This is a genomic window from Mesorhizobium sp. M6A.T.Ce.TU.002.03.1.1 (genome assembly GCF_003997275.1).
Taxonomy (GTDB): Bacteria; Pseudomonadota; Alphaproteobacteria; order Rhizobiales; family Rhizobiaceae; genus Mesorhizobium; species Mesorhizobium mediterraneum.
Genome location: NZ_RZTI01000024.1, coordinates 30,401 through 55,533, shown reverse-complemented (window position 1 = coordinate 55,533; position 25,133 = coordinate 30,401). Strand labels below are relative to the sequence as shown.

22 protein-coding genes and 2 pseudogenes are annotated in these 25,133 nt (G+C 59.2%); 10 read left to right on the top strand and 14 right to left on the bottom strand.

Annotation, left to right across the window (positions count from 1 at the left end; genetic code table 11):
• Positions 1-186 precede the first annotated feature (186 nt).
• Positions 187-2,520, bottom strand: coding sequence for an arylsulfatase (locus tag EOC93_RS10610; protein WP_127204574.1), 2,334 nt, complete (start codon positions 2,518-2,520; stop codon positions 187-189).
• Positions 2,521-3,781: 1,261 nt separating this feature from the next.
• Complete coding sequence (locus EOC93_RS10605) at positions 3,782-4,159, bottom strand: YidB family protein (protein ID WP_245329950.1); 378 nt, start codon at positions 4,157-4,159, stop codon at positions 3,782-3,784.
• Between the two features lie 314 nt (positions 4,160-4,473).
• On the opposite strand from EOC93_RS10605, the gene EOC93_RS10600 reads away from it, so the two are divergent.
• Positions 4,474-4,692, top strand: a complete 219-nt coding sequence (locus EOC93_RS10600; RefSeq protein WP_095486909.1) for a KTSC domain-containing protein — start codon at positions 4,474-4,476, stop codon at positions 4,690-4,692.
• A 41-nt stretch (positions 4,693-4,733) separates the two neighbouring features.
• Here EOC93_RS10600 and EOC93_RS10595 read toward each other — a convergent pair whose 3' ends face one another.
• From EOC93_RS10595 to EOC93_RS10570, 6 genes are all read right to left on the bottom strand, one after another.
• Positions 4,734-5,612 (bottom strand): hypothetical protein, encoded by an 879-nt coding sequence (locus tag EOC93_RS10595; protein WP_127204573.1) that lies wholly within the window; start codon positions 5,610-5,612, stop codon positions 4,734-4,736.
• Positions 5,609-6,004: a phage holin family protein gene (locus tag EOC93_RS10590; RefSeq protein WP_095486764.1), complete on the bottom strand. Its 396-nt coding sequence runs from the start codon at positions 6,002-6,004 to the stop codon at positions 5,609-5,611. Before EOC93_RS10590 ends, EOC93_RS10595 begins: the two co-directional genes overlap by 4 nt.
• Positions 6,001-6,684 (bottom strand): hypothetical protein, encoded by a 684-nt coding sequence (locus tag EOC93_RS10585; RefSeq protein WP_206072982.1) that lies wholly within the window; start codon positions 6,682-6,684, stop codon positions 6,001-6,003. Before EOC93_RS10585 ends, EOC93_RS10590 begins: the two co-directional genes overlap by 4 nt.
• A gap of 316 nt (positions 6,685-7,000) precedes the next feature.
• Positions 7,001-7,204, bottom strand: a complete 204-nt coding sequence (locus EOC93_RS10580) for a hypothetical protein (protein WP_127204572.1) — start codon at positions 7,202-7,204, stop codon at positions 7,001-7,003.
• Between the two features lie 138 nt (positions 7,205-7,342).
• A complete protein-coding gene (locus EOC93_RS10575) occupies positions 7,343-8,065 on the bottom strand; it encodes a Crp/Fnr family transcriptional regulator (protein WP_127204571.1) in 723 nt (240 codons plus the stop codon).
• Between the two features lie 20 nt (positions 8,066-8,085).
• Positions 8,086-8,268, bottom strand: coding sequence for a hypothetical protein (locus EOC93_RS10570; RefSeq protein ID WP_095486762.1), 183 nt, complete (start codon positions 8,266-8,268; stop codon positions 8,086-8,088).
• Positions 8,269-9,003: 735 nt separating this feature from the next.
• Here EOC93_RS10570 and EOC93_RS10565 point away from each other — a divergent pair.
• Positions 9,004-10,275 carry a YihY/virulence factor BrkB family protein gene (locus tag EOC93_RS10565; protein ID WP_348627597.1) on the top strand — a complete coding sequence of 424 codons (1,272 nt, stop codon included), beginning with the start codon at positions 9,004-9,006 and terminating at the stop codon, positions 10,273-10,275.
• 151 nt (positions 10,276-10,426) lie between these two features.
• Here the strand turns inward: EOC93_RS10565 and EOC93_RS10560 are convergent, their stop codons facing one another.
• The gene (locus tag EOC93_RS10560) at positions 10,427-11,887 is read right to left on the bottom strand and encodes a hypothetical protein (protein WP_206073009.1); all 1,461 of its coding nucleotides are present in this window, start codon (positions 11,885-11,887) and stop codon (positions 10,427-10,429) included.
• A gap of 192 nt (positions 11,888-12,079) precedes the next feature.
• Here EOC93_RS10560 and EOC93_RS10555 point away from each other — a divergent pair, with 192 nt between their 5' ends.
• Positions 12,080-12,544 carry a hypothetical protein gene (locus EOC93_RS10555; protein WP_127204570.1) on the top strand — a complete coding sequence of 155 codons (465 nt, stop codon included), beginning with the start codon at positions 12,080-12,082 and terminating at the stop codon, positions 12,542-12,544.
• Between the two features lie 213 nt (positions 12,545-12,757).
• Positions 12,758-13,906, top strand: a complete 1,149-nt coding sequence (locus tag EOC93_RS10550) for a beta-glucosidase (RefSeq protein WP_095488661.1) — start codon at positions 12,758-12,760, stop codon at positions 13,904-13,906.
• Between the two features lie 24 nt (positions 13,907-13,930).
• Here the strand turns inward: EOC93_RS10550 and glf are convergent, their stop codons facing one another.
• Complete coding sequence (gene glf, locus EOC93_RS10545; protein WP_127204569.1) at positions 13,931-15,100, bottom strand: UDP-galactopyranose mutase; 1,170 nt, start codon at positions 15,098-15,100, stop codon at positions 13,931-13,933.
• A gap of 2 nt (positions 15,101-15,102) precedes the next feature.
• Complete coding sequence (locus tag EOC93_RS10540; RefSeq protein WP_127204568.1) at positions 15,103-16,275, bottom strand: glycosyltransferase; 1,173 nt, start codon at positions 16,273-16,275, stop codon at positions 15,103-15,105.
• 405 nt (positions 16,276-16,680) lie between these two features.
• Between EOC93_RS10540 and EOC93_RS10535 the strand changes: the two genes are divergently transcribed.
• The 6 genes and pseudogenes from EOC93_RS10535 to EOC93_RS10510 all read left to right on the top strand — a co-directional run bounded on the left by EOC93_RS10535 (position 16,681) and on the right by EOC93_RS10510 (position 21,386).
• Positions 16,681-17,604 carry a hypothetical protein gene (locus EOC93_RS10535; protein WP_095488658.1) on the top strand — a complete coding sequence of 308 codons (924 nt, stop codon included), beginning with the start codon at positions 16,681-16,683 and terminating at the stop codon, positions 17,602-17,604.
• 503 nt (positions 17,605-18,107) lie between these two features.
• Positions 18,108-18,284, top strand: coding sequence for a hypothetical protein (locus tag EOC93_RS34060; RefSeq protein WP_023801603.1), 177 nt, complete (start codon positions 18,108-18,110; stop codon positions 18,282-18,284).
• 545 nt (positions 18,285-18,829) lie between these two features.
• Positions 18,830-19,339 carry a ferritin-like domain-containing protein gene (locus tag EOC93_RS10525; RefSeq protein WP_095488657.1) on the top strand — a complete coding sequence of 170 codons (510 nt, stop codon included), beginning with the start codon at positions 18,830-18,832 and terminating at the stop codon, positions 19,337-19,339.
• Positions 19,340-19,416: 77 nt separating this feature from the next.
• Positions 19,417-19,674, top strand: a pseudogene (locus EOC93_RS34730) (DUF2924 domain-containing protein); the annotation flags it as partial.
• 2 nt (positions 19,675-19,676) lie between these two features.
• Positions 19,677-20,985: pseudogene (locus tag EOC93_RS35530) on the top strand (recombinase family protein).
• Positions 20,982-21,386 (top strand): hypothetical protein, encoded by a 405-nt coding sequence (locus EOC93_RS10510; protein ID WP_095488655.1) that lies wholly within the window; start codon positions 20,982-20,984, stop codon positions 21,384-21,386. Before EOC93_RS35530 ends, EOC93_RS10510 begins: the two are co-directional and overlap by 4 nt.
• A 145-nt stretch (positions 21,387-21,531) precedes the next feature.
• Here the strand turns inward: EOC93_RS10510 and EOC93_RS10505 are convergent, their stop codons facing one another.
• Genes EOC93_RS10505 through EOC93_RS10495 form a run of 3 tightly spaced genes read right to left on the bottom strand, consistent with a single transcriptional unit; the run spans position 21,532 to position 25,101 of the window.
• On the bottom strand, positions 21,532-23,184 hold the full coding sequence (locus EOC93_RS10505; protein WP_095488654.1) for an ABC transporter ATP-binding protein: 1,653 nt from the start codon (positions 23,182-23,184) through the stop codon (positions 21,532-21,534).
• Complete coding sequence (locus EOC93_RS10500; protein WP_095488653.1) at positions 23,174-24,058, bottom strand: ABC transporter permease; 885 nt, start codon at positions 24,056-24,058, stop codon at positions 23,174-23,176. The genes EOC93_RS10505 and EOC93_RS10500 overlap by 11 nt, the downstream gene beginning before the upstream one ends.
• Positions 24,055-25,101 carry an ABC transporter permease gene (locus EOC93_RS10495; protein ID WP_095488652.1) on the bottom strand — a complete coding sequence of 349 codons (1,047 nt, stop codon included), beginning with the start codon at positions 25,099-25,101 and terminating at the stop codon, positions 24,055-24,057. The genes EOC93_RS10500 and EOC93_RS10495 overlap by 4 nt, the downstream gene beginning before the upstream one ends.
• Between the last annotated feature and the right edge of the window lie 32 nt (positions 25,102-25,133).

Sequence of the window (25,133 nt, the reverse complement as noted above, 5' to 3'; positions counted from 1 at the left end):
TGTTCCCGGTTGGCTCTACGGCACCAGGGGAATTAGTTCATCGATCCCAGCGAGAGTTTAAGCTGATCTGATTTCCGTTCGTCCAATTCCTGGTCCGATCGACCTTCTCCCGCGATCTCATCGGCTCGGAAGGCGCAGGGAGAGGCCGCCGGACGGTTCCTTCGGCCTCCCTTCCCGCGGTCAACGTCAGTCGACGGCGAAGGCCGCTGCCGCCAGCTTCTCCAGATCGAGGTACTGGCCCTTTTCGACAGTGACGCCGACGAACAGGATACTGCCTCCCTTGAACTCCCCCGGGGTCTTATAGTCTTCGCTGACCGCATCGCCGCTGTCCCGTCCGACGCAGAGCCCATCCCCCGACAGAGTGAACTTGCCGGGTTGGGTACGCATGTCACCCTGCGCCTCGATCTTCTCATTGACATAGAGCGTCGTCTTGCCGAGCGACTCCCCGTGCTTGCCGGCTTTGTCGCGGATGAACTCCATTCCGAGCGTGTACTTGCCCGGCTTGAGCTCGCTCTCCGACACGAACGCCTGCTCCGGCTTGATGCCGAGGAAATTGTAGACGTAGTGGAGCTTCCTGTCCTTGACGAAGAGCGCATGGCCGCCGAAGCGCGAGCCGTGGGCGAAGATGACGCCAGAACAATCCTTGTCGACGATCTCGACGTCGGCGAGGATCTTGTAGGATCGGCCACGGACGTTGACAGCGACGCCCTCTGGCACCGGCGACGTCCCGGTATAGTAGATGTAGCGCTCGCGCGGAGGCTCCTCGCTCGGTCGCTCTACGCCGAGAAGCTCGGCCGCGCTGCGGTCGTCGAGCGGAAGCACCTTGTTCTTCTCGGCCTCGTCGAACCAGGTTTCAATGAGCGCCTTGAGTTTCTCGGGATGCTTCTTTGCAAGGTTGGTCGATTCGGAGCGGTCCGCGTCGACGTGGTAGAGTTCCCATTCGTCCTTGTCGAAATGACCCTTGCCGGTCAGTGGCACGTGAAGAGCCGCGGCCTTCCAGCCGTCCTCCCACATGCCACGGGTGCCGAGCATGGCATAGTACTGACGCTTTTTCGTCGTCTTGCCGTCGGGCTTGGCGCTGAAGCTGTAGCGCATCGAGACGCCGGAGAGCGGGTACTGCTCGACTCCCCGGTAGGTCTTGGGCATCTCCAGTCCGCAAACGTCCAGGATCGTCGGCACGATGTCGGTCGAGTGGTGATACTGGTTGCGCACCTCTCCCTTGGCTTTGATACCCTTCGGCCAGGAGATCACCATCGGGCAGCAGGTGCCGCCGGCATATTCCGAGTAGCGCTTGAACATCTGGAATGGAGTTGACGTTGCTGCTGCCCAACCTGTCGGATAATGGCCATATGTGTCGGTGCTGCCCAGCACCTTGAGATACTTGAGGTTCTCCGACAACTCGTCTGGATAGCCGTTGAAGAACTTGTTTTCATTGACCGAGCCACTTGGGCTGCCTTCGCCCGAGGCGCCATTGTCGGAGCAGTAGAAGACGATCGTGTTCTCCAGCTGGCCGCTCTGCTCGAGATAGTCGATCAGCCTGCCGACCTGCGCGTCCGTGTATTCCGAGAAACCGGCATAGACTTCCATCATGCGGGCGAACAGCTTCTTCTCCTCGGCATTGAGCGAGTCCCACGGGCGCACGGCGTCGCCCGGATTGGCCACGTCCGCCGGCAGCGGGTTGATCGGCGTAAGCTTGGTGTCCTTAGGTAAAAGGCCCTTCGCAATCATGCGCGGCAGCACCCATTCCCGATAGGCCTCGTAGCCTTCGTCGAACTTGCCCTTGTATTTGTCGATGTACTCCTCGGGCGCATGGTGCGGCGCGTGGTTGGCGCCGGGGCAGAGCCACATGAACCACGGCTTCGACGGGTTCGAGGCCTTCTGGTCGCGGATCATATGCAATGCGTGGTCGACCAGATCCTTGGACAGGTGATAGCCGTCTTCGGGTCCATAGGGTTGGTCGATGAACTTGTTGTCCTCGATGAGGTCAGGGTACCACTGGTTGGTTTCGCCGCCGATGAAGCCGTAGTAGCGGTCGAAGCCCTTCTGCAACGGCCATTCGGAGCGGCTCGCGCCGGATGCGATATCCTGCTCAGGCACGTTGTGGTTCTTGCCCAGCCAATAGGTGCTCCAGCCGGCATCCTGAAGGACCTGGCCGATCGTCGCGCATTCCGCCGGGAGGCGGCCGCTCCACCCTGGAAAGCCCTGCGCTCCTTCCGTGATGCAGGAGCATCCGTTGAGGTGGTGGTTGCGCCCAGTTAGGAATGTCGAGCGGGTCGGCGAGCAGAGCGCCGTCGTGTGCCACTGCGAATACATCAGGCCGTTGTCGGCAAGCTTCTGGAGCGTCGGCATGTTGATGCCGCCCCCAAAGGGCGACCAAGCCGCGAGACCGGTGTCGTCGTAGAGGATGATCAGAACATTCGGGGAACCTTCCGGCGCCCTGGGCAGCGTGAATGGCCCCCAATCCGGTTTGGAATCACGAACATCGAGCTTGATGACGCCGTTGAATGGTTTCTTGGTCATGATCTTCTCCCGTTGTCAGTCGGTTGTAATCCCGCCCAGATCTTTGCCTCCGCGTCAGAGCGCTCGGAGCAGCACCGCGAAGAATGCGAAGAGCCCGTCGACGAGGCCGCGGCAATGCCGCGCGCCAGCGCTTGTCGTACGAACGTGAGGTTACCGCGTGGACGGCAGTGGGGGAATGTAAGTTACGTGGTTGGCTGGGTAAGACAGCTATGTCGATCAAAGATCGCCGGCTCGGTGCGATCCGATCGACCACGTGATTGCCGGTGATTTTTCCGGCGAAGCAGGAAGCAAGATCGAGGCTGAACGCGAGCCTGCCCAGCCGCGCAAAAATGCGCTCGATCTGGTGAAGAACAGCCGAGAGGGTTCGATGAGGATAGCTGCTTCGACGGACGTCGAGTTCTTGCTCGGCTTGCTGAAAAAGCAGGGTTCACATCGAGGACTGACTTTCGAATTCTCCAATATAGTAAGTTACCTTCCGCGCAGAGAGGCTATGTCTCGACGTGACCTGAGAGCGACAAGTCGGAAGGTGACGAGGATGAGAACCCCGACGCATTCGATCTCAGTCCCGACGCGAGGAGGGAAGCACTGCGTGAAGGAAGCCCTGCACGCACACGAAGCACTGTTTGAGAATGGTCCGCTGTCGGACTCCAGTGGCGTCTCGGCTCCGCCGAGCTCTCCCAGATAATCACTTTGAGCCGGTAGCCGGAGCAAAAAGTATGGGCGCCGGCGAGAAAGACCGCAAGGATGAGTGGGTCCATCGTTGGCCGGAGTTAGGAACTAAGCTCAATCGAACCGAAAATAGTAGTAAAGCCAGGCACATAGCTATATTTCTGGCGGAGGGAGAGGACCTGAAATCCAACCTTCTCCACTGGCGATTGCCGCAATCCTCAACAGGGCGGACTGAGGGAAACCGTCTCGGTCAAAGCCGCATTAAACCACGTTCGGCAGTCTGCCCCTGATTTGACCGCATGCGACGACCATCTAATCGAGGCGATCGTTGAAGTCGCTGCTGCCCTGGGCCTGTTCGTGGCTTTCGATAGTCGCGAGTAGCCGGTCATCAAAGCCGTCGCTCGGTGAACGCTTGGTCGACCATCGCACCTGCAAGTGCGGCGGGCTCATTTGTTTCCGTGTGGAACACTGGCACCGGGCAGGACGTTCTCGTCCTGCAGCAATATTTCTGTGGTCATAGAAATGCTGCGAGATCGGATTGTCCCCTCCGATCAGCCCGCGACCTCTCCCGGAGGCGCGGGCGTTTTTCGCGCTAGGTGCGACTAGCTCCTGGTATCTCGTCGAGGAGAGTTGGACTGTTGCTCACAGGCATCTGGCCGTCGGGAGTAAGCTTGTCCACCGCGTCGGGCAGTTCTATTGTGAGCCGATCGAGAAGTTCCTCGCGGGACAATCCCGTTTGCTCCGCGAGATCGCTCAACGTTTGCGGGTCGATCTCTTTCTCAACCTGGTCGCGCTGAACGGGGCGATTTGATCCTTTGCCGACCCAAGAATCAACCTGATCGCCCGCACCCGCATTCCTGAGACGGTCCAGTATATCGCCGAGGCCGCCGGGGGAGCCAGCGCTTTTGGGATCTGTCGAGTTCCTACCGGCGATTAACTCGCCGATTTTGTCCCTATTCTTGTAGGCCAAGCAAGGCTATGGCGACTTTTCCTATGTCAAGGCTCATTTCGCATTTCCTTCCATGAAGAAGGGACAAGGCATGCGGCTTTGAAAGGTTCCACTGTATTGCTACTGGGCTGGTTTACCGTTCGGTGAGCCGAGCGATTGCGGCTTCGCGGTCGGCTTCTGGCGGGACTCCAGCACGCGCGCCCCGCGCAGACTGATGGACGATCCGTGATGCCAATCGTCTCGATCGGTTCGCGCGCTTGAGCTTGCGCCAATCCTCCCAACGAGGAACTCGACGGGTTCTCCGATCGTTGAATGCCTTTGATCGAGCCGCCGTCATGCCGTCCACCTCGATACGCAAAACGGAATACGATCCGGAGCGCAAAGTCCTTTCGGTGTGGTTCGTGGCCAGCGGTAAATGCTACCAATTTGAGGAAGTGCCGCCGGATACCTTCGCCGCGTTCAAAGCCGCCTTTGCCAAGGGCCGCTATTTCAATGACCACATCCGCAATCACTTCCGGTATCGTGTGGTTGCGACCGGCGATGATGCCGGATGACGTCCTATGGACCACGCCCGTCATTCAGGCTGGTGGCGACGCTATGAGGTGGTAGAAGACTCGTCCGACGACCCCGGCAAACGATCGCGAATGGCTTCCTCGGTTCGCTTTGCGGTCGATTCCAGAACTTTGCCGACCTTGCCTGCTAGCGTTTCGGCATCTCCACCCGAGCCTTGCCGGTCGGCCTCTTCCTTGACCGTTTCGTAGGCCTCGGCGGCAACTTGCTTTGCTTGCTCCAGGCCCGTTTCGAGAACCTCCTCCGCACTGTCGCGAATTTTGTCGCGGTAGGCGCCAAGTTGCTCGTCCTCTGTGGCTGAGTGGGGCAGCATCACCCCGATAGCAGTGCCCAGCGCAAGGCCGACTGCGGCGATAGCCAGCGGTTCGCGCTCGAAGAGGTCCTGTGCCGATTGGCGCGTCCGAGCCGCTATCTCGCTGGCGCTTGAGCCGAGCTGGCCGGCGGTTGTTGTCATCCTCTCCTTGGCACCCGTCACAGCATTTGTTGCAGCTTCGGCCGCGCCGCTTGCAGCTGATGTAACCGAACCGGCGGTATCGGAGATCATCGCCCCGATTCCGGACCCTTCGTTGCCCTGGCTGAATTCATCGCCGCGCAGGTCGGAGAAAGCGTCAGGAGCCGTTCCTGTCCGATAAGCGGCGGCAGCTGAACTAGACGCTGACGTGCCGTTGCCGAGCATCAGCCAGGCCAGGCCGGCTCCAATCAACGTCAGCGGCAACGGGTTGTCCCTGACTTGCGACTTGAGGTTGCCAAGCATGGCGGATCCTTCGCCGGCGAACATTCCGGTAAATTCGTCGATCAATTGACCCGGTGTCATCTTGCTGCGGATCGAATCGGCGGTGTCTGCTACTTTCGCCCGGGCGATGTCGGCATCGCGTTCAAGCTCGGCTGCGGATTTGTCGCTCATCTGATTTGATCCTTGATCACGCGCGCGTCGCGCTTGAGTTGGTCTTGTGTGCGATCGGGCGTCAGCTCGGAAGGAGCCATGCTTTTCGTGCCAGAGCGCAAGAGAATGATTCCCAGTATCGCGACGACGATCCCGACCAGCAGCGAGGACCATCCCGCTCCCAAGCCGGCACTCGCCAGGGCGATTACGAGTGCTTGCAAAAGCACTATCAAGGCCGCGAGAAGGCATATCGCGCCGCCCAGAACCTCGGCGGCGCCTGCGCCGGCCTTGCTAATTTTTTCCGAAATTTCGGCCCGCAACAGCCTACTTTCGGTTTGAAGCAGGGTTGTGACCTGCTGTGCCAGATCGCTGACGAGGGTTGCGAGGCCGCGACTTTCCTGATTGTTGGTCATGGGTTCTGCTCCAGGCTTGCGCCAGCCCAGTCGTCGCCGGCCAAGTCGTCGCCGGCCAAGTCATCGCCGGCCCTGTCGTCTCTTGGCTGGTTGAAACGGGGCGGCGTCGCTTCAGATGCGTCTGCCGACCGCGTTCCGTTCTCATCCGAGTTCGAAACCGTTTCTGAACCCCCGCCTGTTTGCGATCGTGTCTGTGTTTCGGTCGGGGCAGTGGGCGGCGAGCTCTTGATAAACCGTCCCAGCGCCAAGCCTGCCAATACTGAACCGGCGATCAGCGCCCCTGAGTTTTCGCGGCCGAACGACCGCATCTCGCCAAGAACATCTTCGAATGGTTTGTCCTTCAACGAGGATGAAAGGCGTTCAAGTCCGCCGGCGGCATCAAGGGTGAGCTTCGAAGCGGTCCGTTGATCATTATTGGCCAGATGCTCGCTTGCCGCTCGCAACGCTCCGCTAAAAGCTTTTAGGTTGGAGCTGATATCGCGCTGTGTTCCCTCGGCCTTGTTGAATAATTCCTGCTTCGCTTCCGAAGCGTAATCGCCCGCCTTCCTGGTGAGTTCATCGCGAGCGTCATGTAGCGCCTCTGTCGCGGTCTGCGTTTCCTGCTGGAACCGTTCGGACAGTTCGCTTTTGGCTGTTTCGAAATCGGCCGGCTTACGGCCCTGATCGTCTTCGCGCTGCATGGTATCTCCTAATGGAATCCGAGGAAGGAGAGGATCGCAAGCACGACAACGACAAGGCCGATGAGATAAATGACACTGTTCATGGTGGCAATCTCCTCCACTGCCTAACGAACTTGCCTGCGGCAAACAGGTTCCATCACTTCAAGCTAAATTAGCAACATCGCACTAACCGGTGAGCTTGGTGAACTTTCTTTGGGAAGTTCGCACACGCGGTGTGCCAAGACGCGGACCCAGGCGGCCGTGCGGACATTGGTCCGCGCCTCTGCGCATGTGCTTCAAGCGCTTATGGTCAGGCTAGTATAATGAAGCACCACGCCTAGCTCGCATTAAGATCAAAGCGCACCGGAAGGTTGTAGTCTATTGCACGGTCAGCAATCATGTTCGCTAGGTCGGAATCAGAGATCGAACATGCCGGAACAATCTGTTTGAGCGCCTTAACGGCGAGCCCCGTCGATATGAAACTATGGCGCCGCCTCCGAATATTTACATACTGTTCGATGAGGTTTTCGAGGTCACGCATGTGCAATCCTTCTTGGTCGTCATCTGTGCCTATTGAACCAAGCAGTAATCGATCCGGAGCGAGGGCTCATTCACATTGTTTAATTGGCAAGAAATCTTGATGCCGCATTGGCGCGCTGGCGCGTCCCGGCCGAGGCGGTCACCGCGGTTCATGAAAGAGATTTAGGTAGGTCGCATCAAAGTCGGCCAGCAACGCCAATCGCTGGAAATCCAGGATAACAATCCTCCTGTCTTTCCAGCTAAGCAGGTCGTTCGCTCGAAGTTCCTGTAGCGTCCGATTCACGTGAACTGCTGATAACCCAAGCACGTCGCCCAATTCCGCTTGCGTCAGTGGAATCGCGAACGTCTGGTCAGAGGCCAATCCAACTATTTCTAAGCGGACATACAACTCGCAAATTACATGTGCGAGATGCTGTTTGGCGGAGCGACGCCCGAGGCAGGTTATCCAAGTTCGTTGGATCGAGGCATCGATAGTGGTTGAAAGCCAGAGCATCCGGGTGAGATGTGGACTTTCACCCATTGCTGCGAGCAGGTCTTTGTGTCGAATGAAAACTACATCGCACGAGCCCAGGGCGCTCACGCTGTGATCCATCACTTTTAGCAGTAAACTATGCAGATCGACAAAGTCTCCCGGCACGTGAATTGCCGTTATTTGACGCTTATCCCGAATAGCCTGGTTTCGAACTGCGAAACCATTCGCGACAAGACAGCTTTCGGCCGGGCGGGAACCCTCCCTAACGACCTCCTCATCGGGTCTGAAAGTTGCCGGCCGGACCGGAAGAGCCTCAATAAGCGCGATCTCGTCTGGCGGCAGGGTGTCGCGGCGGTCGAGCATGCGAACCAAGAGGTCTTTGCCGAACATCGCGGCCCCTTTTGACTAGATCAGGAATTGAGTTCCAGCGACTCGTGCCTCGGCTGGTCGTGCCAGATGACCTGCCGCAGGTCCCGAGCATCTACAACTTTGCCGCCCGTCGAACCCAGATAGAAATGATCGCTCTCATGCTCGACCTCTTCGCTATGTAGCTTGCCTGTAATGGGCGGCCCTAGTTGTGAAAGGTTGGTCATTGTTCGAGAATCGTTCTTTTTTTGAGTCACGGCGTTCCGAGCCTCCCAGCCTCCCGACACAGGGTCTCGCGACCATTACCGTGCTTGCCAAAAGGTCACGGATCCTGCGGTATTGAGAGGCCGAACTTAGTGGCGAAATAGCAGAACTCATATTTTTCGTCACCCGCGACGCGCGGTTTCCGCCCCAGAACCTCTATTGCACTTGTCCTCGGCCATTTTGATTTCCTCCCTGGCTGGCCTTCAGATCAAGCGCAACGCGGATCAGCAACATTTGTTGCCGCCTTCCATTAGAATCACGTTATGTTCCGTCTAGCTAATATATACCGCCGACCCAGACTCGATCAGGTGGGCAAACCTGTGAGTGCCGCGCCGGCCGGCTCAAGTTCATTCCGCCGATGCCTACCTGGTAGCCAAGCCGCCCCAAGGTGACGACTGGATTCACGAGGCCAAGTTCGACAGCTACCGCTCGCAGATCGTTATGAGCCGCAAGTTTTGAGTTGCGTCTGCACGAGTAATTGCCTGGGGTGAGTTCGGGTAATTAGCCATGTGCAGGGTCCGCGATTTCGCCCAGCTTCAACTGTCAGGAGGCGATGGAGCCTGGCTTTCAAGCGATGGTCGATTGCATGCTAGAGGCCGGCTGGACGCGCCGAGAGAGGCGCAGCTCGCGATCGCCCATGCCATAATCCGCGCCGGCCGGCCGCGCTAAGTTAAAACGCAGTCAGCCGACTGCCGCGAATGGCCGACATGCTGGAAAGCTGGCGTATTCTCATTGGTCGCTCGAACAAGCCATTGAGGGTCGTGGGCAGGGCAGTGTTGCTATTAAATCAACTCGTCGCATGGGAATGGCGCAGTGTTTCTGCAGTCGGCGGATGTTTATTTGTGAGCGCAGGTCTGCACCTGCATCCTTTGGCGCTATTACACGTTTGCCCCGCGAAGAAGATGCTCCGGGCCGGCAGAATGTCGAAGAAAACAACCGACGACGCTTACGAAAACCAAGTGCAGCTTGAGCGGCGGGCCAGACGGCAGGGCCGCGGACGCAATGCCGAATGGCCGTCAGAGATCCCCAGCCGTGGCTGGAAAGACGTGCTGTGGCGGGTCTTTGCTGAAGTAAAGGAGGACCGTGTTATGCTGATCGCGGCCGGGGCCGCATTCTATCTGCTCCTTGCCCTCTTTCCCGCGCTCGCCGCGTTCGTGTCCATCTACGGTTTTGTCGCCGATCCTCAGACCATCGCTGAGCACATTTCGTTCCTTGGCGGCGTACTTCCTTCGGGCGGTTTGGACGTTATCAGATCACAGCTTAGGTCCTTGGCCGCTCAGAGGACTGGCGCGCTCAGCTTCGGTTTCATATTCGGCCTTGCCGTCGCACTGTGGAGCGCCAGCAACGGCATCAAGACGCTCTTCGAAGCCATGAACATCGCCTACGAGGAGAGTGAAAAGCGCAGCTTTATCCATCTGAACCTCCTGGCCTTGGGCTTCACACTTGGCGCCATCCTCATCGGTATTGGGTTTATCGTCTCGGTGGGGATCGTGCCGGCCATGCTTGCGCTGCTGAACCTCGGCGGCTGGACCGAAGCCCTTGTGCGGATCTTTCGGTGGCCGATGATGCTGCTCCTGGTCGGCCTCGGGATCACGCTGATCTATCGCTACGGCCCCAGCCGTGAAAGGGCAAAGTGGCAATGGGCGACATGGGGCGCCTTCCTTGCGGCTGTGGTCTGGGTCGCAGTCTCGATAGGGTTCTCCTATTATCTTGAGAACTTCGCCGACTATAACGCGACGTATGGAGCCCTGGGGGCAGTCATCGGCTTGATGATGTGGACCTGGATCTCCGTGATTGTCCTGATTGTGGGCGCGGAGCTGAATGCCGAGATGGAGCATCAGACCGCCAAGGACACCACCACAGGTGCGCAGCAGCCGATGGGTGCGCGAGGTGCCACGGTCGCCGACACGCTGGGCGGATCGGCCGATGCCGCCGACCAGCAGTCGCGTTCGGGCGAGCACAACACCTAATGCGCAGATCACTTGGAATCTCCGCGCAACTTCGCTTGGCGCAATCACTGACATCAGCATTGGCGACGAGTTTGCAAGGACGGCTCATCATGGGCTATGGCAAGTCAGATCGCGAGCGTATGAATACCTTCAGGCGCAGTCCCCATCCTGCTCAGACCCCGCGGATAGCAAGCGCGACATCTGCGGAGAACGGCGGCACATCAAGCTTCAGCCAGCCGTCCGAATTCGCTTGCCATTCCGCCGTTTGCCTGCCGGCCGCGGTATCCCAGGCGATGACGCGATAGGTGCCGCGAGCCAAACCGGGCAGCTGCAAGGCGGCCGGAACCGGCGCAGCGCCGGCACGCAGCATACCGTTTGGCCCGATCGTGTCGCGGCGAACCAGCCAGACCACTGCCTGAGAATCGTCAGCGCAGGCAACAGCCGCGGCGTCCTGACCGGAAACCCGCATCTTGTTGCCGAGATGGGCACGCCGGAACGAAACCCAGTCGATCAGAGGGAGGAAATCGGCCAGCGAACCCTGCGCCCGCCGCATGCCGGGGGTGAGCATGTGCGGGGTGCGGTTTGGCCACCGCATGCCGCCACCGGCGCCCCCCGCCGCCAGGTGAGCCCATTGCAAATGGCGGAAATATTCATCATCGAAAGGTTCCGGAAGCGTGATCTTCTTGTCCTTGAACGAGTGGATCGGGCCGTGCTCGGAATCGAGAAAAGGGCGGCCGTCACGGATTTCGCCGAGCGCCTCTCCGACGATCCGCGCCATGCCGAGCGCCGGCGCTACCGTGTCGCTGGGGTCGTCGATTGTGCCCTCCTCGTAGAGATGGAGAGAGGCGAAGTCGAGGTCTGGGTGGCGGAAGATCGGCCCCGGCAACGGCATGTGGGGCCGCCAGCGAAGCTCAGGTCCGAACAGCGAGACGGTCTGCGGGTGAGAGCGGCCGTAAAGTGACGTTTCCAGCCGGCGCACAAAATCGCTGAGATCATGGATGAAGGCGCCGAATCCATCCGCGTTGCCCTGAGACTGCTCGGGATGGATCTCGTTCCAGAGGTCCCATGCGAAGAGGGCTCCGCTGCCGCTCCATCTGCGAACCACGAATTCCAGCCGGGCCTTGATCGCGCGGCGCGTCTCGGCGCAGATCAGGAATCGCGACGGGTGGTCCAGCACGCCTCCGTTATTGCGGTTGTAGGGGTGGTGGCGCCAGTGGAGCCACTGCCAGAACGTATCAAAGGGGGTGAGCAGGATTCTTAAGCCCTGTCTTTCGCAAAGACGAAAGAGGTCGTCCCACAATTGCACCATAGCCGGCACGAAGCGGCCCTGCGGCTTCTCGAAGTAGCGGTGGCGAACCTGGGCATATTCCAGCATCAGCCTGAGGCAGGTGACACCGCTTTCCTTCAGCCAACGGAGATGGCTTTCCACGCCGGCCATATCGGCGCGCCGGAACAGGCCATTGAGTTCGGGCCAGCTTACCGCATCGTTCTGCCCAATCGGCGTCCATGACTGGCCGTTCTCGGTGACGAAATAGGAACCGGCCACCTTGATCCAAGGCAGGCCCGCAGCCGATCTCGGCGCAGAGTCTTCCACTTCGCCGACCAGCGGTATCGCCAATCTAATATCGTTCAAGGCATGCTCGAATTTCGTCCGCAGAGCAGTATAACTGCCGCGATGGCAAAATGTTTCGCCGGGCAGCGGATGTTCTCCGTACAGCAACTCCGGACTGCAGACTGGAGAGACGCCCTCCTCGGCAGGAGCTCCGACGCCGCCCCCTCATAACCGCGCGCGCCGTAGCGTATCGCAATGTCGACTCCGTCCCAGATGATCGTCGGTCTGTCACCAGAGAAGTTGCAGGCCGCAGAACGCACGCCAGGTGCAGATCGTCGTGTCAGAACCCTCGCCGCCGACGTGACGAAGGAGGCGGAAATTGCATGGCTGTTCGACGAAGTCGGGGCTTTCGATCGTCTCGTCTCGACGGCCGGAACACCGCCGCGGGGCGATCCCATTGATCGTACCGACACGGATGTACTGCGCCGCTTCGTCGACAAAGAGCAGGAATGCCAAGTTGGGCGGGTCGCCCGCCGAACCAGAAATATCTCAGCCGAAGGGGAACCTCACGCTCGCAGGCAAGTTCGGTACGCGATGTGGGGGAGATTGCGCCATCTCATCGGTTTTATCGTTGTCGTGCTTGCGATCTTCTCCTTCCTCGCATTCCATTGGGAGGGACTATGCAGCGCGACGACGATCAACGAGGCTCGGCTTCAGAGCCCCAGTCTGTCATCCTGAGGTCGCCCTGCTCACCGGCAACACCTGGACTCCGCCCCGCTCGCGTTCGCTTGGTCAACATTCGACGCTTGCACCCGTACCACTCAGAGGCGACGTGATGGCGGCCCGAATGAAATTGTGGTGGGGGTCGAAACTGGCAATGGTCGATCGCCTAGCAATAGCCGATGGCCTAGTGGGAGCTCTGGCGCGAGCCTTGGCCGACGGGTCGCACGTATGAGCAACGAGCCGGCACGTCCGCCAGGCGAATGCCCGTCCGCGTTTGCCAGCTTCTTCATGGCTGGCTTCGAATGTTCATCGCATCGGCGCGGCGACGGAGTGCGCCTTGATTTGATTCGCGCGACCGCACACGATAAACACGCTCTCGCCGACTATCGCAGTTGTGCTGCCCTTGGGCTTCATACGATCCGCGACGGCTTGCGCTGGCACCTGATTGAAACTGCGCCCGGAGTCTTCGACTGGTCGGGTTGGATCTCAATGATCGAAGCAGCCCACGCGGCGGGGGTGCAGGTCGTCTGGGATATCTTCCACTATGGCTCACCAGATCACGTAGACCAAGGCGCCCCAGATTTTATAGAGGCCTATGTTCGCTTCGCCGCTGAAGCTGTCCGGGTCCACCGCTCCGTCACGGGAGTAGCTCCCCTGGTGTGCCCGATCAATGAGATCTCATTTTTCGCATGGGCGATAGAGGTCGGCTATTTCCCACGCGTGGGGCCGAAGAAGCGGGGATGGTTCAAGCGACAGCTGGTGAGGGCAGCGGTTGCCGGCGCCAAGGCGATGCGCGATGCCGAACCTGATTGCCGGTTCATATGGGCTGAACCGCTAATCCATGTGGCGCCCCGCGACCGTAGTCGTGCCGAGCAGCGGCGCGCGGAAAATGTTCGTCAGGGCCAGTTTGAAGCCTATGACATGCTGACGGGACGTGCCGAGCCCGAATTGGGCGGCAGCGACGACTGTGTCGACGTCATCGGACTTAACTTTTATCCGCACAATCAATGGTACTTTCACGGGCCAACGATACCGATGGGCCACCACGAATATCGGGCGCTTTCCGACATGTTGGTTGAAGTCGCAGAGCGCTACAGAAAGCCCATGTTCATCGCCGAGACAGGCGCTGAAGGATCAGGCCGGCCGGCATGGCTCCATTATGTTTGCGATGAGGTCCGTGACGCAATGAGCCGTGATGCCCCGGTTCAGGGTATATGTCTGTACCCGGTGACCGCGTATCCCGGCTGGGACAATTCGCGCCACGCGGAAGTCGGCTTGTTCTCCACGATTCATGCCGACGGTTCGCGCAGTCTTCGCCAGCCGGTTGCCGATGAATTGGATCGCCAGCGCAGATTGTTCGCGGCAGGTGTTTCGTAGCGGTCGCAGAAGGAGCGGGCCACGTCAGTAGGTGGGGAACTGCTCCGAATGTTGGCCGAGCGTCGTCCGCTGCGTAAGCATCTGCACGGTGCCGTTTGCCGGCAGGCTCTGTTGAATGCGCGCAAACGTCGCCAAAGCCTGACCGACAACCTGATCCATATTGTAGTAGCGGTACGTGGCCAGGCGCCCGACGAACCACACGTCCGGGCACGCCGCTGCCAGTGCTTCATAGCGTTTGTACAGCGCCTCGTTTTCCGCCCGCGGCACCGGGTAATAGGGATCGCCGATATCGGTTGGATATTCGTAAGTCAGGCTGGTCTTCGGGCTCTGCTGACCGGTCAGATGCTTGTACTCGGTAATGCGGGTATAGTTTTCCGTCTGCGGATAATTGACAACGGCGACCGGCTGAAACTGCTCGCAATCAAGCGTCACGTGCTCGAACCGCAGTGACCGATAAGGCAGACGACCAAGGCTCCAATCGAAATATTCATCAATCGGCCCGGTGTAGATCAGCCGCTGAAAGGGGATCGTGTCGCGAATTTCGCGATAGTCGGTCTGCAGCATGATCTTGATCCTCGGGTTGTCCAGCATGCGCTGGAACATGCGAGTATACCCGCCAGCCGGCATATTCTGGAAAGTGTCGCCAAAGTAGCGATCATCGCGGTTGGTTCGGGTAGGAACCCGCGCAGTCACGGACTTGCTTAGTTGGGCCGGATCGATGCCCCACTGCTTCCTTGTGTAGCCGCGAAAGAATTTTTCGTAGAGTTCCCTGCCAACGGTGCTCACAACCACGTCTTCGGCGGTCCGGACCTCCTCGACCGTTTCTCGCCGGGATGCGAAGAACTCCTCCAACTGCTCGGGCGTCAATTCAAGACCGTACAGGCGATTGATCGTGTCGAGGTTGATCGGTATCGGCAGCAGTTTTCCGTCGACCGAAGACAGTACGCGATGTTCGTAAGGCCTCCATTCGGTGAACTGCGAGAGGTGGTCGATGATCGATCGGGCGTTGGTGTGGAATATATGCGGCCCATAGCGGTGGACCAGAATCCCCGCTTCATCGTAACAGTCATAAGCGTTGCCGCCGATGTGATTTCGCCGGTCGATGAGCAGGACGCTTTCCTGCCGTTGCGATGCGATGCGTTCGGCGAGCACGCTGCCAGCGAAGCCGGCGCCGACAATCAACCAATCGAACATGGTCAGGCTCCCCGGCGCAAAGGCACAATGCTTTTCATTGCATAGGCGCGCTGAATATGGGCAGCCATTGCGTCCCACGTTCGTTCCCAGGACATGTTAGCGAGGTAGGCATCGACTTCCTTCAACAGGAAATTCCGGGGACGTGACAGAAGGCACCGAAGCTTGGTTTCGATGTCTTCGGCGTCAACAATGTCGACCAGGCCTTCGGCACCATAGGTGCGCACGACGTCCACAATCGCCGTGGAGACCACCGGCAGTCCGGCGGCCAGGAACTCAGGAGTTTTGGTCGGGCTGATATAGCGTGTCGCCTCATTGAGCGCGAAGGGCATCCAGCCGGCGCTCCAGTGCCTGAGATAGCCAGGCAGGTCGGCGTAGGGCTTGGCACCCAGCCAATGCAAGTTACTTGCGCGCGGCAGGCTTAGCGGGTCGATCTTGACCACCGGGCCGAGCATGACGAAATGCACTTCGGGCATTGCCGCAGCCGCCTGTGCGATCATTTCAACGTCGAGCCGTTCGTCGATCACGCCGAAGAAGCCCACTCTCGGGTGAGGTATGTCTGCCTGGTCTACAGGGTCATCGCCGGGCTCTCTTGCTTTGTGAAAATGCGCAACGTCGATGCTGCTTGGGAAGGGAAAGATCGACTTATGGAGGCTTCGCTTGGCCTCGTACAGACTCTGCCCGCCCGTGAACACGACATCAGCGCGCTGGAACAGCGCTTTTTCCATCTGCGTCAACTCTGCCGGTGCGTTCTTGAAGGCGGAGAGTTCATCCATGCAGTCGTAGACGCATACATCGCAGGCTATATGGTCACTGAAACGCAGCGCCATGGGCGTGTAGTACCATATAGTCAGCCGGTCATGCGGAGTTGAGTTGACGATCTGGTCGACGAATCTGCGCTGGATAGCGTCCGCCTTTGTTGCGGAAATGCCGGCCGGAAGAACCGGGGTTACGATTGTGATCATTGCAGATCGAGCGTTCACCCGCATCGAAGGATAGCGTATTTCCTCGTAGATCGGCTCCTCAAAGTAAATTAGCTGCTGCTGTTTTGAGGCGCGCGTCAGAATATGCTGCGGGCGTTGGTGTACGAAATCCCACCTGAGGTGAGAAAAGCAAAGTATAATAGACGATTTTATGGGGGTAATTGATTTATTTTTTTTGCCACCCGCTATTTTCATGTAACAAGCCTCTTTAGTTATAGCCTGTAATTCTCCAGATTAACATATGTTAATCGAAGCACGCTCCTGATGAAGCCTTCATCCGCACATCTAACTTTCATTTGAGTAAGTTGTTCCACGGATTTTGATTGGCTGTAGCCGCCGAGCCGGCCACTTGCGTAATTGTTCGAAGAGAAGCGGCGCTGCTACCAACACCTGAAGAACATGTCGCCTCGGCCAAGGCGGAGGCCCTTGCAGCTTCAGATCTCGCCAAATGTGGCGCATTGCCACAGAACGGCTGAAATCCGCTCAATCGTTCAACCACCATTCATGAGCGCAGGTATAAGAGTTAATGAGCCGCGCATGATTCGTTTTGGTCGCCACAGATGGCCGAAGAGGGCAGCCACCGTGAGAGAGCCGCAAGGAATGAAGTTCAACTTTGAAACCAACGTCTTTCCGTTGTTTCACCCGCAGTCCGTGGATGATCTGAAGGATCCCTGTCCGGTGTTCGACGGCGCGCTTTGGCACGTCTTCGGTTCCAGCGGCACTGTCACGACCGAGAGCTGGAATATACTACATGCCACGGCTCCGGACCTTTATGGGCCGTGGACCGAGCATGAGGCGCTCGACTTGGCGGTAACCGGATCGGGCATAGCGGCGCCCGGCGTCATTCATGAATGCGGCGTCTTCCATATGTTTATCCAGACCGAATTCATGAAGTCGGGGGGACGTTGCGAGCATGCGGTTTCCAATGATGGCTTCAACTGGGTGGTGCTGAATCCGGCGATATTGTCCCTGCCGGACACCGATGAGGACGGTATCTACGATCCCCATCCGGCGATTATCGGCGGGAAGCGCTACATCGTCTATTCAGGCATGCCTAAATTCACCAGGGTGCCGCAGCCTGACGTCTATCTGGCGCGCAGCCAATCCGATTCCTGGTTCGGGCCATGGAAACGTCTCGGCAAGATATTGGACCATCTCGACGTTCCCCATCACAATGCGCGCGAGCATCCGGACTACGAATGGGGGATCGAGGGCGCCCAACTGGTCGAATTGCCCGACGGTCGCGTGCTTCTCAACGCCACCTGCTTCCTTCCCGACGTTCCGCGCGGAAGTCGTCAGCGCGTATTCTTCGCCATCGCCGACGACGTCCAGGGTCCCTACGTGTCGGTCGGCCCTGTGCTTGATCCTGGTGAGCCTGGGGAGAACGGCCATTCGACGGTGATGATCGAGGGCGGGAAACTGACTTTGTTCTACCAGAGCAGACGTGAGGCAACGAACCATCGCTGGCGTTTCGGACTGGCTAGGTGCGACCTGGATCAGCAAGTCCTTTCACGAGTCGCCTAACAGGGACGACCAGCCCACTTCAGATAATCATCTTTGTAATCGGGTTGCTGCCGCGTGCCGAGCGATCCTCAATCAATCCAGATCGGTCGACTTAGCCGAACGTCGCAGAGACTACGAGGCCGGCGGTTGGACAGGATTTGACGCCGAGGCGGAAGACTATACTCCCGACGAGATCGAGCGGGATCGGGCTCGTGACCTCAACCGCCTCTGATCGAGGAACCCCGCTGCCCGAAAGGTAGCGGGGAATTCTCACTCTCTTCATAGCCCGCTTTGAGCGTTGCGCGAAATCGCGCCCAGTGTAAAGGCGCTGCGCCATCCAGCCTTCGCTAGTCCCTTCGCTGGTGAGACTCTGCCTTGCTCTGCGCAGTGTCGATGGTCCCTCTGAGAAGCTGCACTGGGCATCAACAGCAATTCGGCCAAGTCGAATGCGACAGTATCAGATTCCGCGGAACCAAGGAGGTAGCGGGGCATTTCTGCCTACCGGTGCTTTAATGGAGGCGACCATGGGTTTCTTCAGCAAACTGCTCAAGAGTTTCAAAACAGCAAACCCTGCGAAATCGAGCAGCGGAAACATGCAGAAAGACACCGGCGCCGGGCCCGCTTTGGCGGCGCATTCCAAGGATGCCAAAGCAAGTGGGAAGGCTGGGCAGAACGCATCGGCAGCCACCAAGAAGAGGTGAGACGCCCTGGCTTTCAAAGCGTAGCGTCATCAAAGTGGATGAAGTCCGCCGACTCCATCGAGCCGTCGTCGCAAACAAGCCAGCCGCTTGGTTGGCCTTCATTATCGATGTTTGGCCAATGCCGCGTCACGAACCCAACCGGACTGCCTCCAGCAAATTGCACTCATCGGTTACTAATGTTTCGGAAAACCGCGACAATCGTCACAGCTAAGACTTCCACATCCCGGCTAAAAAGGTCGATTTATTCATCTGCGCAAACCTGATCAAAGACGCGTTCACAAACAGCCAGATCGTGAGGGCTGAGGCAGGTGCGATTGAAACGCGGGCGCGGCATTTGAAAGCCTTCGAGAGCCCCGCTGCACGTGCAAAAGAAAGCGGGCTTTCACACCCAGACCGAGGAGAGCGGCAGTCCGGTCCTCGTGCAAGAAACGCCGGTCGTTGAGTGTTTGTTCCCGGTTGGGGACCAAGCTATCGAGCGATCGGAACTAACGGTCTGTGGCGGCGTTGCGATGGCAGTAAAATTATGCTGACCAACGGAGACAGACATGACCGACTCCAAGGAACGTCTGACGCAGTGGCTTCGCGACGCTCACGCCATGGAAGAACAGGCCGAGACGATGTTGAGCGGCCAAATCGAGCGTCTCGAAAACTATCCCGAGCTACGCGACCGGATGACGCTGCACCTCGAAGAAACGAGGCAACAGGCAAAACGTCTCGAACAATGCCTCGATCGCATGGGGGAAGGATCATCAACGCTTAAAGACGCCGGCGGTAAGCTAATCGCCATGGGACAGAGCATCAGCGGCCTGTTCGCAGGCGACGAGGTGATGAAAGGATCGCTGGCCAGCTACACATTCGAGCATATGGAGATCGCAAGCTACAAAATGCTCATCGCCGCAGCCGGCGAGGTCGGCGATTCCGAGACCCAAAGCGCGTGCAAGGCAAACCTGCGCGAGGAAGAGGCGATGGCTGAATGGCTGGAAAGCAAACTCGGCACCGTCACCAGTGAATTCCTCAGACGCGAGGAGCGGGATTCCGATGCCGCGAAACGGTGACGTAGGCGGACATTCTGATTGATTGCTGCCTACAGAAACCGCTCCCCTTCGGCGCGGTGCTCGAAACAGAACCAGTGCGGCGTCTGCCTCGGCCTGGCGAAGTAGCGGTGCGACGCCGCCGCGGTGAGGATCGTCCAATTGCCGGCACCCAACTGCTGCGTGAATGGCAGGGCGTAGAGCAGACCGTGACGGTCCTTGCTGATGGCTACGAATGGCAAGGCAGGCCTTACCAGTCGCTGTCCTCAGTCGCGCGCGCGATCACCGGCACGCGCTGGAACGGCTGGCTGTTTTTCGGCCTGAAGAACCATTGCAGCAAGGCGAGGGGCCGGTCATGAACATGGCGGGCCCGAAGACCATCGTCCGCAAGCTGCGCTGCGCGGTCTACACCCGCAAGTCCAGCGAGGAGGGGCTCGACATGGAGTTCAACTCGCTCGATGCGCAGCGCGAGGCCTGTGAGGCCTTTGTGGCCAGCCAGAAGGCCCTTGGTTGGGTTCTGGTGCCCGATCACTACGATGATGGCGGGATCTCTGGTGCGACGCTGGAACGCCCTGCCTTGAAGCGCCTGCTGACCGACATGGACGTGGGCCTGGTCGACGTGGTCGTGGTCTATAAGATCGACCGCCTGTCACGCTCGCTTATGGACTTCTCGCGGCTGGTCGAAGCCTTTGATGCCAACGACGTCACCTTCGTCTCGGTGACCCAGAGCTTTAACACCACCACCTCAATGGGTAGGTTGACGCTCAACATCCTCCTCTCCTTCGCGCAGTTCGAACGCGAGGTGATTGGCGAGCGCATTCGTGACAAGTTCGCCGCATCGCGAAAGCGTGGCATGTGGATGGGCGGCTGGGCGCCGCTCGGCTACGACATCAAGGACCGCAAGCTGGTCTGAGGCGGCAAATGTCCGCATGGTGTTCGAGCGGTTTATCTCGACCGGCTCGGCAACAACCCTTTCCAGGATTTTGACGGCCGAAGGGATTTTAACCCGTCGCGGCCGTCCATTGGACAAGGGCGTAATCTACAAGCTGCTCAACAACCCTGTCTATGTCGGCGAAGCCGTGCACAAGGGTGCCTCCTATGCTGGTGAACACCAGGCCATCATCAGCCGCGGCCTCTGGGCCAAGGTGCAGGCTATCCTGTCAGATGGATCGAGGAAACGCGCAGCCAACACTCGCGCGCAGACACCGGCGCTGCTGAAGGGTCTTCTATTTGGGCCGACGGGATGTGCGATGTCGCCAACCCATACGCGCAAGGCAGGCAAGCTCTACCGCTACTATGTTAGCCAATCGGTGCTAAAGCACGGTACTGGCGCATGCCCAGTTGGGCGCCTGCCAGCGGCCGAGGTCGAGGCAGCCGTCGTTGATCAGTTGCGCGTCCTCCTCCGTGCTCCCGAGATCATCATCGCCACCTGGAAAGCAGGGCGCGAACACGATGCCGAGATCAGTGAAGACGAGGTGAGGGCGGCGCTGCTCGGACTCGATCCGCTCTGGAATGAACTCTTCCCCGCCGAGCAGGCACGCATCGTCCGGTTGCTGGTCGAACGCGTGGACGTGACAATGGACAGCCTTTCCATCCGCCTGCGCACCGAGGGATTGGTCGGTCTTGCGGCCGATCTCGCTCAACGTCAAAATGTCCCGAGCGCAACATGATAACCAACAGCGACACCGGCAGCGACACCAACATCATCACCGTCCAAGTTCCGCTGACGCTTCGCAAGCGGGGAGGGCGCAAGCTGATCGTCGCGCCGGTCGGCCAGGAGCGTTGGGCCTCTGCTCGGCCACGCGTCGACAATACACTCGTCAAGGCGATCGCACGCGCCTATCGCTGGCAGCAGATGCTGAAGCAGGGCGCCTACGCGAGCGCGGAGGATATCGCCAAGGTAGAGAAAATCAGCGCCTCATATGTCAATCGTCTCTTGCAACTGACGCTGCTTTCTCCGGCAATCGTCGAGACGGTCCTCGACGGGCACCAACCAGCCACGATGACCACCGCTGATCTACTTCAACCGGTACCGGCGCAATGGCACGCACAACGGGCGCTGCTATGTTAGGTCCGCTTTGCGCCCATATCGGCCGTTGAGGTGACCGTTGCTACTGCCTGAAAGCAGACATTGTTGCGACCATTCTGGACGTCGCGGTTGCGGCATAACCGACGTTCGCGCGAGAAATGGAGCCAAGCGGTCAATACGTTGGGATTCAGTTCGCCGCGCCGACCCGCTTGCGCTCCCGGGTTTCCAGCAGCTTCGTCAGCCAGTCTGGATCCATCTCCGGCACGGAGGAGAGAAGCAGTTCGGTATACGGAGCATGCGGCGGCGTCAGGATTTCGGTCTTGAGCCCCTGCTCGACGACTTTGCCTTGATGCATGACGACAATTTCGTCGGCGATTGCCCTCACCGTCGCGATGTCGTGCGTGATGAAAATGTAGCTGACTCCGAATTCTTGTTGCAGCCGCATAAGAAGCTTCAGGATCTCTTCCTGTACGATCTGGTCGAGGGCTGAGGTCACCTCGTCGCAGATGATGAGCTCCGGATTAGCAGCCAGCGCCCGGGCAATGCAGATGCGCTGCTTCTGACCGCCCGAGAGTTCGCTCGGCAGACGATCGAGGAAGCTTTCGTCCATCTCGATCATGTGCATGAGTTCGCCAACCCGGCGGTCGCACGCCCCCCCTTTGAGGCCGAGATAGAACTCGAGTGGCCGGGAGATGACTTCCTCGACGGTCTGACGCGGATTGAGCGCGTTGTCAGGCATCTGGTAGATCATCTGAATGCGGCGCAGAATGTCTTTGGGCCTCTCTTTCAGTGTTCTTGGCAGACGATGCCCCGCAAATGAGATCGAGCCCGAGACCGGCGGCAGCAGGCCGGTGATGACGCGGGCGAGCGTTGATTTACCGGAACCAGATTCACCAACGACCGCTACCGTCCGTCCGCGCGGCACCTTGATCGATACATCCTGCAGAACCTTGACTTTCCCTGCGTAGGCGGCGGTGATGTTATCGATCGTGAGCAGATGGTCCGCGGCCGGCACTTCGGGTTTGGCTAGCTTTCGCACCGCCCAGAGCGTCCTCGTATAGTCTTCGGCCGGCGCGGCAAGCATCTGGCGTGTTTCGGCCTCCTCCACAGTACGGCCATGGCGCAGAACCATGATCCGGTCCGCCATCTGCGCAACCACGGCCAGATCATGCGTGACGTAGATCGCGGCAGTGTTGAATTCTTCGACAATCTGGCGGATCGAGGCGAGGACCTCGACCTGTGTGGTCACATCGAGCGCCGTCGTCGGCTCGTCGAAGATGATCAGGTCGGGCCGGCAGGCCATAGCCATCGCCGTCATAGCCCGCTGCAACTGTCCTCCGGAGACCTGGTGAGGATAGCGGAAGCCGATGGTCTCCGGATCCGGCAGGTGAAGACGCCGGTAAAGTTTGATGGCATCCCGATTCGCTGCCTCGCGACTGGCGATCCCGTGCGCCACGACCGTTTCGACGGTCTGATCGAGGAGCCGATGGGCCGGGTTGAAGGAAGCGGCCGCGCTTTGCGCGACATAGGCGATGCGCGAGCCTCGGAGCCGCCGCCGTGCGGTTTCCGTCATGGCGAGGAGGTCGACCCCGTCGAACAGGATGGATCCTTGCGTGATCCGGCAGCCTGGCTTGGCATATCCCATCGCGGCAAGCCCAATGGTGGACTTTCCGGCGCCGGACTCGCCAATGAGGCCGAGAACCTCACCGCGGTTTAGCGAGAGATCCACACCGCGAACGATCGGATGCCAGCGCTCGTCGGAAAACCCTTCGACGTGAAGGTTGCGAACGCTGAGGAGTTTCGTGCCCTTTTCGCGTTGGCCAGAATTCTTACTTTTCATCGCGCAACCCGCTTGTCGCATGCAAGAACCAGTCGACAACGAAATTCACCGAGACCGTGAGAAGGGCAATGGCGCCTGCCGGCAAGAGCGGAGTGATGTCGCCATAGGTGATGAGGGTAGCGTTTTCCCGCACCATCGAGCCCCAGTCGGCAGTCGGCGGCTGGATGCCGACGCCGAGAAAGGAGAGCGCGGCGATGGTGAGGAAAACGAAACAGAAGCGCAGGCCGAATTCCGCGATCAGCGGCGGCAGTACGTTGGGCAGGATCTCCTTGGTCAGAATCCATCTCGGCCCTTCGCCACGCAGTTGCGCGGCTTCGACATATTCCATGACGGCAACATTCAGCCCGACCGCGCGCGCCAGCCGGAATACGCGGGTCGAATCGAGCAGGGCGATGATGAGGATCAGGCTGGTGACCGACGAACCGAAGATGGATAGCAACATCAGCGCGAAGATGAGGCTCGGGATCGACATCAGCACATCTACCGCGCGCGACAGAATCTGGTCGAGCCACCCCCGGTACATCGCGGCCAGCAAACCGAGCGTGACGCCGACCGCGAAGGACAGAAGCGTAGTCGCGAAGGCGATGCCGATCGTATTGCGCGCGCCATAGATCAGCCGGGTGAGCACGTCGCGACCGAGTTGGTCGGTCCCGACGATGAACTCCTGGCTCCAAGGCGCGAAAGCCTCGGTGAAAACCTGCGTTTCTCCGTACGGCGCTATCCAGGGCGCTAACAGCGCGACGAAGACATAGCCAAGGATGACCACGATGCCGAACCAAGCGCTGAATGGAGCCTTTTTGAGTGCGGTTTTTATCCGGGAGGCGCGTGTGCGCCTCTGTCTCGGAACCGCCACGGCATGTTCGGTGCTGGTCATCGCGGATGCAAAAGCCTCGGATTGGTGGCGATGGAAATGATGTCGGCGGTCAGGTTGAGCAGGATGTAGGTTGCTGCGAAGATTAGGGCGCAGGCTTGCACGACCGGAACATCCCTGGACTTCACCGCATCGACCATCAATTGGCCGATGCCGGGATAGACGAACACCACCTCGACGACGACCACGCCTACGATGAGATAAGCGAGGTTGAACGCAATTACCGTGACGATAGGCGCCCAGGCATTGGGCAGGGCGTGTCTGAGAACGATTGCCATCGGCGACATTCCCTTGAGCCGCGCCATGTCGATATAGGGGCTTGCCAGCATGTTGATAATCGCAACGCGCGTCATACGCATCATATGGGCAACAATCACCAGCGTGAGGGTGATGGACGGCAACGCTGCGCGCCAGACGTGCTCCCAGAACGGCGTTCGGTCGCTGATGTTCGCCAGTGTCGGAAATTTGGGAACCAGGTTCAGGACCCAGTTGATCGAAGCCGCGAGCCACTCGGGCAGGGATTGTGCGAATTCGGTTCCAATGAACGTGTCGCGCGAGATGATGAGATAGGCCAGCATATAGGCGACGAAGAATTCGGGGAATGAAATCGTCGTCAGCGTCACCGTGTTCACCACACGGTCGAACCAGCTGTTGCGGTAGAGAGCGGCGAGAATGCCGAGTCCCAGCGCGAGTGGAACCGCTATAAGGGCAGTCATCACGGCGAGGAACATCGTGTTGTAGAGCCGGGGCGCAATGATCTCGGCGACCGTGCGCCGGTAGCCGGTGCGGCTTGCGAAGGAAGAGCCGAAATCCCCCTGCACGATCTGTCCGACCCAGGCGAAATAGCGCTCAACCGGCGGACGATCGATGCCGATCTCGCGCTGGAATGCGGCGACCGTCTCGGGCGTCGCGGATTGCCCAAGCATAGCCTTGGCGAAATCGCCCGGAAGCATGGCAATCGCCGAAAAGATGATGATGGTGACGATGAACAGCGTGATCAGGCCGAGGCCCAGGCGCTGCAGAACCGTCCTAACGACCGGATTCATGGGCGGTGCCTTCGAGCGTTTCCCCTGAAAAG